We start from the raw sequence: 12,688 nt of genomic DNA, 5'->3' as shown, positions 1-12,688 counted from the left end.
CCTTCTGTGTGTGAGCGATACTGGGATCGAACCAGCGACCTCTTCCGTGTCAGGGAAGCGCGCTACCGCTGCGCCAATCGCTCATGTCGTGTTCAGTTGTGGACCTGACGGAGACAGGGGCCTTCGTCGGGTGGAGGTGGAGACGGGATTTGAACCCGCGTGAACGGCTTTGCAGGCCGGTGCCTCGCCTCTCGGCCACTCCACCATGGTGAACGGCCCCCAGAGGGAAGTCCACCAGTTGGTGGACCACCTCTCTGGTGAGCTTTCACTCGAGCGGATGACGAGATTCGAACTCGCGACCCTCACCTTGGCAAGGTGATGCGCTACCACTGCGCCACATCCGCATTTCGTTCGCGTTCCTGCGAACAAGGAAGACAATACACACGTCCTGGGGCGACCACAAATCGAGCGATGTTCGTGTCTCGCGGGGCCTGCCTGAGGCTCCTGCGCGCCGCGCACGGGCCCTGGTCGACGCGCCGATGAGCGCGCCGGTTCGCGCCGGACGCGGTCGGTGCACTACGCTCGACGAGTCCCACACGGGCGATTGGCGCAGTTGGTAGCGCGCTTCCTTCACACGGAAGAGGTCATCGGTTCGAGCCCGGTATCGCCCACGAGAATGAGCCCCGGTCAGCCGGGGCTTCTTTCGTATACCGGGAGTCCAAGAGGGCAGCTGGTGCTGGCCTTGGACACGCTCTGGACCCGAGCTGGGCTGATGCGAGCGGATGTTCCTCGCCGTGATGACCCCGTGCTGTCGGGCGTTCATCTCGGCATCACCGTCACTGACCCCTGGAGCGGCCCAGCGCGCTCCCGGCTGACGACCCAGGTCATCATGCCGGCGCGCCGTCACGGGCGCCGTTTAGTGCTGTCGGATCGCGTCTGCGTGCCCAGCGGTACGCGTTACATGCTCGTTGGAAGCGCGGTCGTTCATCGGGACACCTTCTCGAGCTGCTTTTGCCCAGCTGCGGTCAAGTGACGCCTGGCCTGCGCATCCGCGTATGCCTGTCCCGCACAAATGCCCGGTGAAAGGGGTCTGAACGCTGCAGTCGCTTCGTGCTCATCGGATACGCCCGCGTCTCGACCTCAAGGCAAGATCTCGCCGCCCAACGTGACGGCCTGAAGGCGCTCGGCGTCGACGACGAGCACGTGCACGTCGACCACGGACTGTCGGGGACGACTCGAGCGCGATCGGGCCTGCGCGAGGCACTAGCTGCGTGCCGTGCCGGCGACGTCCTCGTCGTCACCAAGCTCGATCGCCTCGCCCGGTCGCTGCGGGATGCGACGGACATCGCCGACGAGCTCACGAAGAAGGGCGTGGCCCTGAACCTCAGGGGAGCGGTCTACGACCCCGCCGACCCCGTCGGCCGGCTCCTCTTCAACGTCCTCGGCATGGTGGCCGAGTTCAAGGCCGACCTCATCCGTGCCCGCACCCGCGAGGGCATGGCGATCGCCAAGGCCGCCGGCAAGCTCCGCGGACGCAAGCCCAAGCTCACCCCGTCGCAGGAGAAGCACCTCGTGCAGCTGCACCGCACCGGCGCCCACACCACCAGCGAGATCGCCGAGCTCTTCGGCGTCGCCCGTTCGACGGTTTATCGTGCGATCCAACGAGGGGAGCAGGCATGAGGAGTTTCTTCCGGCGAGGCAAGGCCTCGTCGAGGCAGTCCTTCGCTGGCGGGCCCGAAGCGCTTGCGACAGAGCCCTACGTCCGTGTCCGGGTGCGGCTCGAGCAGGACGACGGTTGGCCGCCTGCTGAGTCGGAGGGGCTGTGGGCACAGGAGCACCCCGGAGGGACGTACCTGCTCGCCAACGCACCGTTCTTCGCCTTCGGCCTCTCGAACGGCGACTTGGTCCGCGGGGCGCCCGATGAGGACGGCGTGATCTGGTTCATCCAACGAGTCCAGAGAAGCGGCAGCCTCACGGTGCGGATCATCACGACCGACCCGGCGGATCCCTTGGAGCACGTCGTGGCGGAGTTTGAGCCCCATGGGGTGAGCGGCGAGAGCATGGAGCGTCCTCGTCTGCTGGCCCTCGATCTGCCACCAGGCTCGGACCTCGCCAGCGCCAAGACGCTGCTTGCAGCCGGCGTCGCCTCTGGCCGCTGGCACGTCGAGGAATCTGACGTCAGCAAGGAGTGGGCCGCCCTCTGAGGCGCAGCCACGATCGTCCGACAAAGGATCCATGTTCGGGTACCGAGACGGTCGTGACCTACTGCTGACGTCGCCCCCAGCGGAGCTGAAGGCCCCCAACGCCGGCGACGATGCCAGCGACGATGACAGCCACTCCCATCGGGACCACCGCCCCGGACTCATCGCGCCAACCCGCGATGACGAAGAAGCCCAGGGGCAGCATCAAGGCCCCCGCGATGGTCGAGACTGCGCCAGCTCGGCGCTTAGATGCTCGGCTGGTCGTCATGATGCCGAGGCTAGCGACTCGACGGTCCCGTTAGACGATCCGTCTCCGGCCTTTAGGGTGCCGCAGTCTGGTACGGCGCTAACGTGCCTATGTCCACTTTTCGACGATCGGAGCCGTTCGTGCCAACCCGAACCGCGCAAGAGATCGTCGATGCTGCTCGCGCTCGCTTCGACGACGGTCAGCACCGTGCCGCTTGGGACTCGTTGCTCGTGTGGGCGCGCCGCGAACCCGGTGAGCTCGCCTACCGCGACGCTCTTTCCGAGTTCTACCGGCGGGTAGGCAACCCCGACCAGGCCGCGCGGTGGGGCGCACACGACCTCGCCCGACTCGACGACCGCGAACGACGTGCGCTGCACCGATCCCTGCTGCAGTTCAAGACTGGGGAGCAAGTCCGCGCGTACCTCGTTCTCCCGGGAGGGTTACCCTGCGAGGTCACGGAGCACTTAGGGTCTCGCCGTCACCAGAGGCTCGTGAGGTGGGGCCAGATGGCCTCTGACTAGGAGAGAGCCGCAATCGTCGGTAGCGCAGCCGGTGGCGTGGGGGTCCTGCTCGGGCTCGTCGTAATCGTGGTGATGGCCTCCATCGGTGATCCTGAGGCACAGAGCGCCACGCAGGCGCTGAGCACGCTTGCGCTGGCGGCGGCCGTGGTCATCGGCGTGCTCTGGGCCGTGGCGAGCGGACTCGGTGGTTGGTCACTGCGGAGTTGCCTATTGCCGCTCTCGTCATCGGGGCCGGCCTGCTGCTTGCACGCGCTGACATGACATCGCCTCTGCCCTTCGGCTGAGGCATGCGCTGTGTCGCGATAGACGATGGGTCAGTGGGGCTCACCTGGGATGCTGAGCCCGTGATCGACGTTGCAGACCTGACCCTGTCCGACGCCGAGCGCCGGCAGCTCATTACGTGGACGAGCGCGTGTGCTGTGCGACTGCTTCCGATTTTTGACGCCGACTCGCCCAGCGACAGTCGCCTACGTGATGCCTTGGCAGGCTCCGAGCTGTTCACCGCCGAGCAGCTTGGGGTCGGAGCTATGCGCAAGCTCGCTTTCGGCTGCCACGCGGCAGCTCGTGAAGCGCGCTCGCCTGAGGCGACGGCGGTTGCACGGGTCGTTGGTCAAGCTATGGCCGTGGCGCACATGGCCGGTCACAGTCGTGAGATCGCCCGGTACACGAGGAAGGCTCTCTCCGGCTCTGCCCTCGACGTCGAACTGGCGTGGCAGCGCGAGCACGTGCCACCGCAGTTCGCCGCCTACGTCTTCGTCGACGGCGTCCAATAGCCGATCCGTCACCGAGATCAGTTTCGGACTGACCTCTCGAGACAGGCCGAGCCCTGCGGCTACGGGGGAGCGACCTACCGGCGCGTCCGTCCGGTGGCCGATCCTGCTGCGGGCGCGGGCGCGGGCGCGTCTGGCGCCACCAAGCTGGCACGAGCGCACCCGCCTCACACGACGATAATTCGCCCGTCGTGCTTGACCTGGTAGCACTCGTAGTGCGGATCGTCATCAAAGACCTCGAGGGAGCTCGACTCGCCAAACTCGATTCGAAGCGTCCCCTGCCCGCTGTCGAACGCTCGGGTGACCGTCATGCCGAGTAGGTCAACCAGATGGCTGGCCCCCGTCCGTGCGCTCTCGTAGGTCGAGCTGCCGGTGCTCGTAGTGACGCGGTAGCTCGTCTGGACCGAGAGGCGCACGGTCGGCAGGGAGAAGTTCAGTTGGACGTCGTTCTGGCCGATGCAGACCTGGTCCAGTGTCGTGCCGGACCAGAAGGACAGATCGAGATCGAGAGGAAGGCCGTACACCTCGTGTCACGCCACCACATCAGCGGTGCGGCGCGGCGGCATCGCTGTGGACAAAGCCGGGCCGTGGTCTTCGAAGCCTGAACGGTCAGGGTCTGCGGAGGATGCGCATGCCGATCCGGCGGCGGCGGAGTCCTGATTGGTCATTTCTGCATCATGGCCGAGAGGCGTCGTTGGTATCGACCATGTCGTAGGCCGTGGTGTCGCAGTAGACGATCGGTCATCCGGGCTTGGTCGTGCTCCGTCGGCTTTCGGAGCTGGTCGTCCGGTCGGGCCCTGGCAAGGTCTCGAGCATGAAGATCATCAGCGACGTCGACCGGGGAGCGTGGTTGGCAGGCCTCATGCACGGATGGGCGCAGGTGGGTTCCGTGGCTGGACACGGGTTCGAGGCGTACGTGCGCCTCCTGCACCCCAGGCCTTGGAAGCGCGGCGACGAGGAGGACTGGTCCCGCCGCCGCTGGGCTGACATCGCTACCCGGCGGGGGCGAGTCATGCACCCCCTGGTGCAGTGGGAGCGGCTCCTCGAGGTCGACGAGTCGCGCCACTCGAGCGACGTCGGCTGGCTCGATCCGCTCGTGCTCGCCGAGCTCGCGCCTCTCCTCGCCGCGGCCACGACGACGCCGGACGACGCCGTCGCGGCGTTCTGGGAAGGAGGCAGCGGGCAGAAGCTCCGGACCCCGGCCGTCCTCGAGCTGCCTGATCCGGCGCGCGTGCTCGCGCAGACGAGTCTGACCGAAGTCGGCGACCCCGACTGGGGGCACACGATGCGCCTGGGCTGGAGGAACGGACTGCGGACGCCGTCGCTGCAGTTGCTCTGGCCCGAGGACCACGCGTGGGTATTGGCGACCGAGATCGACTGGGACTCGACGATCGTCGCTGGCGGCCGTGCCCTCGCCGACGCGATTCTTGCCGACGGGCGCTTTGAGGCCTTCGAGGTGCGCCACGACTTTGACCTTTCCTCGCGCGGGGACACCGTCAATCGGCCGTGAGTGCGCCCGATAGGGGATCGGCTGCCGGGCAGAATGTCTAAGTGAGGCTCTTCTCGATGTCTCGTTCGAGCCTGGTGAAGCGCTCCTCGTAGACGGCGTAGTGAGCGCGCGTCGCGACCAAGTAGCTACCCTCATCGCTTCTCATCTTCAGGGTGAGCGCACTACCCGCTCCCTGAGGGGTGATGGACCACGTGACCATCGTGGGAAGTCGTTTTCTGCCCGCTTGCAGGAGCCCACCCAGAAATCGGTACGCAGTTCGAGACCCTAGGTCGACGCTGCCGGTGTGTGCTGTGGTGACAGGCTGGCTCGTGAGCCCTTGGAGGAATGCAACTAGCCGGCTGGCGGCCACATCCGGGGGCAGATCCGTTGCAATGTCAGCGTTGTATTCGGCACAGGCTCGATCGGCATCCCTATTCATAGCGCACGGCGCAGGTGTGGGGTCGTGGTGCCCGATAGACGATCCCTCACCAAGAACGATTCCGGACTGACCTATCAAGACAGGCCGAGTCCCTTAGCTGCGGGGGATCGACCCGCCGGCGCGGTCGTCCGGTGGCCGATCGGTGACTGCGAGGATGAACTGGTGGGACCATGGTGTCGTGGAAGGGGAGAGCGTCGTCGTTGATCCCGTGACGCAGGTCGAGTTGGTCGTGCCGCCAGGGATCTCTGCGGAGCGAGTCTTCGCGCGTGAGCGTCGCTGCCGAGACCGTGAGTTGCGGTCGATCCGGTTTTTCGTCGACTGGGGTCATGCCTATCCTCTCTGGGAGGACGGCACGGGCAAGTACACGATGGAGCCTGAGGACTACGGGCTCTCGATGGAGCTTGCTCACCGGCTGCGCGAGTGGTGCCAGTTCTTCGAGCGGCACCTCGCTGAAACGGGGTGGGACACCGCGGACCAGAAGGATGCTTGGCTCTTTGAAGGGGATCTTCTGGCCGATGCGCTCGAGCTCGAGGTCTACGACTTCGCGCAGGTTCAGCGTGAGTTCCGCTACGATTCGGGCTGACCGTCACCTGCCCGATAGACGATTCGTTCATGGGACGACTGCCGAGTCGAAGATCCCGTTAGCGTGAGACCTGCGAGGAGGGCACATGCAGGCTGAATGGGACGAGTCGTACTTCGGCGCGCAGCAAGAGGATCCGTCGACCTACTGGGTCTGCTTCTGGACAACTGACGACATAGAGCATGCTGCGACGCACGATCCGCATCGCATCACCGGTGCAAGATCGATCGAGGAGGTCCTTGATTGGGTGCACGAGGTAAAGGGGGAGCGTCGCTTCGAGCTGTTCGTAGAGACGCTCGATCCCTCTGAGACGCGAACGGATGGCTGGAGTGACTATCGAAAGCTCGTCCGTCTTGGTGGCGACTTCAGGCCCGGGAACTTGACCTCCACGCTTACAGCCTCCGAAAACTGATACAACCACCCCTGAGTCGTAGATGCCGTCGCGTCCGGTAGGGGATCGGCCATGGCGACGACCTGGGCGTGCTCGCGCCAAGCTCCGAGCTTCAGGGTCGGTACGTTGTGGCCATGCAGCCGATGTCGCCCAGGAAGATCTACCTTCTGTGCGCGCTCGGCGTCTTGATCGGCGTCGTCTTGCTCGTCTGGCTCGACGGAGCCTTCATGGTGCTTGCTTCGGGGCCCATCGGTTGGTCTCTGGGGGTGGCCCTTCGCACCTGGTGGAAGAGGCACGGTTGGAATCCCGGCATCACAGTCGTCGAGGACGGGCCTGCAGGAGATGCGTCGATCGACGATCACCACGAATGACGGCCACGACGCGCACCGTGCTTCATGTCGGGTGCTCGCAGAGGAACAGCGACGCGTCGCACGTCCCGGCGATGCTCCAGTAGACGATGACCCGGCCGCGGATCAGAACCGCGAGTGGCGTCGCACGACGAACCTCTTGGCCACTGCCAGAACGAGAAGCGTCACCCCGAGGGGCAAGAGGGCCGAGAGTGCCTGCGTGGCGAAGCGGGTGCTGGCGCGGAGCGCCAGTCCGACTACGGCGCACGTCACAGTGATGCGCGTCCACAGTGCTTGCTGCTGTGAAGTCATCTCGAACAGTTGCACAGCAGACGAGCTGCACCCCCGTGTCCGGTAGGGGATCCATCTCTGGACGCTGTGGCAAGGCTTGATACTCGTCTCATGAGCAACCCCGTCGCGCTATCAGGTCGTGCACTGCATCGGCGTCTAAGGGAGACGATGTGCCCGGCTTGCGAGCACCCCTGGGAGGAGCACGCGGGCTTGGCCGACAAGGAGCCGGCGGTCTGCGGGGAATGCCAGTTCGAGGAGGACCACGGGCAGCTGGTCGAGGGCCGACAGAAGTGCCGGAATGCCGTTCCTGATGAGATTGTCGTACCTCTGACCGCTCGAGAATCAGAGCGAGCAGTGGCCGTTCCCCGAAGGATCTTCTTCAGGTCAGACAAGTGCTGATCGCGGTTCGGCACCTCCTGATGCCTTGCCCCTTGGCCAGACGTGCCGAAAAGGCGAGGCCGTTCATCGACAGACGGGTGTCCCTGGAGGGGATCGGTCATCGGTCATCGGTCATCGGTGCTCGTTCGTGCTCCGTCGGTCGTCTGAGCCGGTCGTCCGGCTCGTGCTCTGGGCTGGGTCTCCAGCATCGAGACATCAGCGACGTCCGTCGTGGAGGGTGCTTCGTCGGTCTCGAGCGCGGGCGAGGGCAGCGGGGCTCGGTCGCTGGACACTCATGTGAGGCGTACACGCGGCTCCTGCGACGCGGCACCGGGAGCGCGGGAGCGAGGTCTTCCCATGGCGCGGCCGTCGGGCTGGTGTCCCTGCCCGGCGTGACGCATGGGCGAGCATTCCCGTTGCATCTCGGTGAGCTCAGCGACGCGCTGGACAGGGACTCGCCGTACGGCGGCGTCAGATGGCCGACCAGCCGCCGTCGGAGGCGAGGATCACGCCGTTGACGTTGGTGGCGTCGTCGCTCGCCAGCCAGGTGATGGACGCAGCCATGACGTCGGCGTCGACGGGAGCCGGGATGGTCGCCTGCATGAGCGGGCCGAGGACCGCTGCCGCGACCTCCGATCGCATCGGGGCCTCGATGTTGGTCAGGGTCGGTCCCGGGGCCACCGCGTTCGTGCGGATCCCGTGCCCTGCGTAGATGACGGCGGTGTTCTTCGTCATCCCGGCGACGGCGTGCTTGGACGCCGTGTAGGCGAGGCCCGCGGCCGAGCCTCGGAGCGATGCCTCCGACGCGACGTTGACGATCGCTCCTCGGCCTGCTTCCAGCATGAGGGGGAGGACGGCGCGTGTGAGGCGCATGACGGCCGTGACGTTGACGGCGAAGACGAAGTCCCAGGCGTCGTCGTCGATCTCTGCTGCCGGGACGAAGCCGTCCATGACCCCCGCGACGTTGGCCAGGGCGTCGACACGTCCCTGGGCTGCACGGACGACGGCCTCGATGCCGTCCTGGCTGGTGATGTCTCCTGCGACGGGGACGAGGTCCAGGTCGGGGTTCTCGGCGACGAGCTGGTCCAGACGATCGGCGACGACGTCGGCGGCGACGACGCGGGCACCTTCGCGGGCGAAACGGAGCGCACAGGCGCGGCCGATGCCGCTCCCGGCTCCCGTGACGATGACGGTCTTGCCGGAGAAACGCAGGGGGACGGTGGTGTTCTCGGTCACGGGGGTCCTCTCAGGGTGACGCGGTGCGTCGGCTGTGGATGGGTGGGTTCGTCGAGGTGGCACGGGAAGGGCTGGCTGGCCAGGAGCGCGGGGGCGATCAGGGTGCCAGGGCCCGCCGGGCCCTGGCACCGAGCCAGGCCAGGCTGGGCTTCGGGAAGCGCTCGAAGGTCTCGCGATCGACGGCGATGAGACCGAAGGTCGGGTCCCAGTGTCCCCACTCGTAGTTGTCCAGGGCTGACCAGTGCAGATAGCCGCGGACATCGGCCCCGTCCGCGACGGCTGCTTCGAGGCCTTCGAGTGCTCCTTGCATGTACCGGATGCGCTGCGCATCGTCCGCAGTGGCGATGCCGTTCTCGGTGACGAGGAGGGGGACCGCGCTGACGTCGTGCGCGTGCCGCAGGGCCATGCCTAGGGCGTCCGGCCGGTAGGCAGCACCGGTGAGGGAGTTGTCAGGATGCGGCGGGTGCGGAACGAGTCCGTCCGCGTCGACGGCCTGTGACGAGTACGACTGCACACCGAGGAAGTCGTCGTCCCGCGACGCCTCGAGGTAGAGGTCCTCCCAGACCCACCGCACCTCGCGCAGGACGTCCTCGGCTCCTGGTGTCGCGGTGAGCGCGGAGCACGCGATCGTCCAACCGACCTTCGCCGTCGTGCGGTCCCGGAGCAGGGCGCGTGCCTGGTGGTGGAGCTCGATGAGACGTGCGCCGATCTCCGGGTCTGGGTCCGGGAGCTCGGCCACCCGGCCCGAGCCCGGCTGGTCCTCGAGGGTCGGGCTGAGCCACTCGCCGAGCTCGCCCGACTCGGCCATCTCGCGGGCCTTGATCATCATGGACAGCATGTTCGGCTCGTTGAACGTGATGAGCCATTCGACGTCGTCGAGGACGGGGATGACTGCCTCGAGGTACGCCTTCCAGCGGCGGGGGGCCGTCTCCCCGGTCCAGCCCCCCTCTTCGGCGAACCAGAGCGGGATCGTGAAGTGGTTCAGGGTGATCACGGGCGTCAGGCCCAGCTCGATGGACGTGTCGATCATGCGCCGGTAGTGGGCGAGCTCGGCTCGGGAGACGTGTCCTGGGCGTGGCTCGATGCGTGCCCACTCGATGCCGAAGCGGTACGAGTTCAGTCCCGCGTCGGCGAGGAGCTGCATGTCCTCGCGATAGCGGTGGTAGCTGTCGACGGCATCACCGCTGGGTTCCATGCCGGGCATGGTCGTCTCGTTCTTCCACCAGTCGCTGGCGAGGTTGTTGCCCTCGATCTGGTGCGGAGCGGAGGAAGCGCCCCAGAGGAAGTCGTCGCTGTGGTCGTTCATGGTTCCTCCGCGTCAGGAGTGGTTCGTCGACAATGGTGCGGGCTGGCCGAGGGGAGCAGGGGCGACGTCCAGGTCGACGACGACGGGGTCGAGACCGTCGGCGGTGACCGTGACCCGGACGGGGCCTGTCCCGGTGGGCCTGACGATCGCGAGCAGCCGACCGTCGAAGGTGTCGTGGCTGGCAGCGGTGAAGGGCTGGTCGTTGTCGGGACGGCCGCTGCCGAGCGCCTGGAGAATCCCTGCCCCCTCGACTGTGACATGGACGGTGCGGCGGTCCTGCGTGGACAGTCCCCCTGCGTCGTCCTGCAGTTCGACGTCGATGTGGGCGAGGTCCTGGTGGTCGTGTCGCAACTGGGTGCGATCGGGCGTGACGGCGAGCCGGGTCACGCCGGCGACGGTCGTGAGGGTGGTGCGGCTGTGCTCGGCGCCGTCCTTGAACGCGATGGCGGTGATCTCGCCGCGCTCGTAGGTGACCTCCCACGTGGCGAGGTGATCGTGCTCGGGGCCGGTCGGCGCGGTCCCGTACGATCTGCCGTTGACCCACAGCTCGACCTCGTCGGCATCGCTGTAGACCTCGACGGTCAGGGGATGCCCGTCCTCGACGTCCCAGCTCCAGGTCGCGAGGGAGTCGCTCCAGGCCCAGAGCCCCGGGACGACGGTGCGGTGATGGTTCTCGGGCCGCAGGACCGCGATGTACGGCTCGTGCCGCAGACCGAAGACCGTCTCGCGGTAGTACGACATGCTGCGGCGGTGGCCGAGGATGTCGTGGTCTCCTGTCCACGCGGTCAGCCAGGGGTAGGGCGCCTCGAAGGACGACGGGGCGTCGGCGTACTGCACCCGACCCGCACCGGCCTCGCCCAGGTAGTCCCACCCGGTCCAGGTGAAGTCGCCGATGACGTGGTCGTGGGCGAGGACCTGCCGCCAGTACTCGGCGATCCTGGTGGGGAAGGTCTCGCTGCCGACGATGACGCGGTTCGGGAACAGCTCGTGGTCGAGGGCGTACCGGCCGTCGCCGTAGTTCATGCCCGCGACGTCGAGGACGGAGAACGACTCCGCGGTCTTCTCGCTCACCTGGGGCGAGGCGCTGACCTGGTTCATGAAGTCGGCGGCGGAGTTCATGAGGCCGTTGACGCCGCCGTCACCAGCGTCGGCCTCCCCACCGCTGTGGGCGTGCATGCCGGCGACGATGTCGGGCAGGACGGACACGAAGCCGTTGATGCCGTTGGTCACCAGGCGTGTGTCGTCGAGGGACCGGATCTTCTCGGCCAGGGCTCGTCCCCAGGTCGAGCCCAGGGGGTCGCCGGTCTCGAGGATCTCGTTGCCGATGGAGTAGAAGATGACGCTCGGGTGGTTGAAGTCCTTGTCGACCAGGGACTCGACGTCACGTTCCCACCACTCGCCGAAGCTCAGCGAGTAGTCGAACGACGACTTGCCCTCGAGCCACATGTCGAAGGTCTCGTCCATGACGAGCATCCCGGCTCGGTCGCACGCCGTGAGCATCGCGGTGCTCAGGGGGTTGTGCGAGCTCCGGATCGCGTTGAAGCCGGCCTGCTTGAGCAGGTCGATGCGGCGCTCGTCGGCGCGCGCGATGGTCGCGGACCCGAGCAGGCCGTTGTCGTGGTGGACGCAGGCGCCTCGGAGCTTGACGGTCGACCCGTTGATGCGCAGGCCGCGGACGGGGTCGACGTCGATCGTGCGGATGCCGAAGGTCGTCTCGACGACGTGGGCCCGGTGCTCGTCGACCTGGAGGTGGGACCGCAGTCCGTAGAGGTGGGGCGCGTCGACGTCCCACAGCTGCGGGTCGTCGACGTAGATGCGCTGTCGGACCGTGGCCCTCGCTCCGGCGCGCACGGTGACGGGTGCCTCGTCGGCGCGGAACTCACGACCGCCGGGGGCCGTGGCGGTCGTTGCGAGCTTCGCGGTCACCGTGCGCAAGGAGCGGTTCTCGACCGTCGTGGCGACGTGGACCACGCTGTGGGTGCCCTCGATCGTGGGGGTGGTGACCTTCACGCCGTTGTCGGCGACGTGCACGAGGTCGGTCACGATCAGGGTCGTGTCGCGGTAGATGCCGGCTCCTGTGTACCAGCGGGAGTCGTCGTGGGAGCGGGCGTCGACGCGGATCGTGTTGGCCTGTCCGTACCGGAGGAACGGGTCGAGCTCGACGGTGAAGGCGCTGTACCCGTTGGGTCGCTGGGTTGCGAAGGCGCCGTTGACGAACACCATGGCGTCACGGTAGACACCCTCGAACTCCACGGCGACCCGACGGTCCTGCCAGTCCTCGGGGGCGTCGAAGGTCTTCTGGTACTCGAACGTGCCGTCGGGGAAGTAGCCGCTCCGTCCGCCCGAGTCGGCCTCGGGCGTGCGGTGCGTGCTGATCACGGCGTCGTGGGGCAGCGTGACCTCGGTGCTGCCCTGCCGTGCTCCTGCCAGTTGGGCGTAGGGGCTGACCTTGGGGCGGACGGTCCAGTCTGCGTTGAACGATGTGCGGGTCAAGGGGAGTCCTCCCGGGGGTGGTGGCGGTTCGAAGAGCGAGATGCCCTGGCAAGGGCGCG

General features: G+C 67.0%; 11 protein-coding genes and 4 tRNA genes. 8 read left to right on the top strand and 7 right to left on the bottom strand.

The genetic code is table 11. From position 1 onward, the window contains the following. Positions 1 to 11 precede the first annotated feature (11 nt). The 3 genes from ACYVHQ_RS03735 to ACYVHQ_RS03725 form a co-directional block, all read right to left on the bottom strand. A tRNA-Val gene (locus tag ACYVHQ_RS03735) sits at positions 12 to 83 on the bottom strand. Positions 84 to 131: 48 nt separating this feature from the next. Next, positions 132 to 205: transfer RNA gene (locus tag ACYVHQ_RS03730), tRNA-Cys, on the bottom strand. A 67-nt stretch (positions 206 to 272) separates the two neighbouring features. Then, positions 273 to 344 (bottom strand) — tRNA-Gly (locus ACYVHQ_RS03725). Between the two features lie 194 nt (positions 345 to 538). Here ACYVHQ_RS03725 and ACYVHQ_RS03720 point away from each other — a divergent pair. From ACYVHQ_RS03720 to ACYVHQ_RS03705, 4 genes are all read left to right on the top strand, one after another. Then, positions 539 to 611: transfer RNA gene (locus ACYVHQ_RS03720), tRNA-Val, on the top strand. Positions 612 to 1,050: 439 nt separating this feature from the next. Beyond that, the gene (locus ACYVHQ_RS03715; protein WP_460510787.1) at positions 1,051 to 1,620 is read left to right on the top strand and encodes a recombinase family protein; all 570 of its coding nucleotides are present in this window, start codon (positions 1,051 to 1,053) and stop codon (positions 1,618 to 1,620) included. Next, positions 1,617 to 2,144: a DUF4265 domain-containing protein gene (locus ACYVHQ_RS03710; RefSeq protein ID WP_460510786.1), complete on the top strand. Its 528-nt coding sequence runs from the start codon at positions 1,617 to 1,619 to the stop codon at positions 2,142 to 2,144. Before ACYVHQ_RS03715 ends, ACYVHQ_RS03710 begins: the two co-directional genes overlap by 4 nt. 1,109 nt (positions 2,145 to 3,253) lie before the next feature. Next, entirely contained in the window at positions 3,254 to 3,682 is a 429-nt protein-coding gene (locus ACYVHQ_RS03705) for a putative immunity protein (RefSeq protein WP_460510785.1), read from the top strand. A 164-nt stretch (positions 3,683 to 3,846) separates the two neighbouring features. On the opposite strand, the gene ACYVHQ_RS03700 is transcribed toward ACYVHQ_RS03705, so the two are convergent. Next, positions 3,847 to 4,203 carry a DUF6188 family protein gene (locus ACYVHQ_RS03700; protein WP_460510784.1) on the bottom strand — a complete coding sequence of 119 codons (357 nt, stop codon included), beginning with the start codon at positions 4,201 to 4,203 and terminating at the stop codon, positions 3,847 to 3,849. 290 nt (positions 4,204 to 4,493) lie between these two features. On the opposite strand from ACYVHQ_RS03700, the gene ACYVHQ_RS03695 reads away from it, so the two are divergent. From ACYVHQ_RS03695 to ACYVHQ_RS03680, 4 genes are all read left to right on the top strand, one after another. Further along, positions 4,494 to 5,189: a hypothetical protein gene (locus ACYVHQ_RS03695; protein ID WP_460510783.1), complete on the top strand. Its 696-nt coding sequence runs from the start codon at positions 4,494 to 4,496 to the stop codon at positions 5,187 to 5,189. Between the two features lie 572 nt (positions 5,190 to 5,761). Further along, complete coding sequence (locus ACYVHQ_RS03690; RefSeq protein WP_460510782.1) at positions 5,762 to 6,190, top strand: hypothetical protein; 429 nt, start codon at positions 5,762 to 5,764, stop codon at positions 6,188 to 6,190. Positions 6,191 to 6,275: 85 nt separating this feature from the next. Then, on the top strand, positions 6,276 to 6,599 hold the full coding sequence (locus tag ACYVHQ_RS03685) for a hypothetical protein (protein WP_460510781.1): 324 nt from the start codon (positions 6,276 to 6,278) through the stop codon (positions 6,597 to 6,599). A 113-nt stretch (positions 6,600 to 6,712) separates the two neighbouring features. Then, entirely contained in the window at positions 6,713 to 6,949 is a 237-nt protein-coding gene (locus tag ACYVHQ_RS03680) for a hypothetical protein (protein WP_460510780.1), read from the top strand. Between the two features lie 1,116 nt (positions 6,950 to 8,065). Here the strand turns inward: ACYVHQ_RS03680 and ACYVHQ_RS03675 are convergent. The 3 genes from ACYVHQ_RS03675 to ACYVHQ_RS03665 form a co-directional block, all read right to left on the bottom strand. Further along, positions 8,066 to 8,830 (bottom strand): SDR family NAD(P)-dependent oxidoreductase, encoded by a 765-nt coding sequence (locus ACYVHQ_RS03675; protein WP_460510779.1) that lies wholly within the window; start codon positions 8,828 to 8,830, stop codon positions 8,066 to 8,068. 97 nt (positions 8,831 to 8,927) lie between these two features. Continuing rightward, positions 8,928 to 10,136 (bottom strand): glycoside hydrolase family 1 protein, encoded by a 1,209-nt coding sequence (locus ACYVHQ_RS03670; RefSeq protein ID WP_460510778.1) that lies wholly within the window; start codon positions 10,134 to 10,136, stop codon positions 8,928 to 8,930. Positions 10,137 to 10,148: 12 nt separating this feature from the next. Then, on the bottom strand, positions 10,149 to 12,629 hold the full coding sequence (locus ACYVHQ_RS03665; protein ID WP_460510777.1) for a glycoside hydrolase family 2 TIM barrel-domain containing protein: 2,481 nt from the start codon (positions 12,627 to 12,629) through the stop codon (positions 10,149 to 10,151). Between the last annotated feature and the right edge of the window lie 59 nt (positions 12,630 to 12,688).

The organism is Frigoribacterium salinisoli, assembly GCF_054781095.1.
This window is presented reverse-complemented; position numbering and strand designations above follow the sequence as displayed.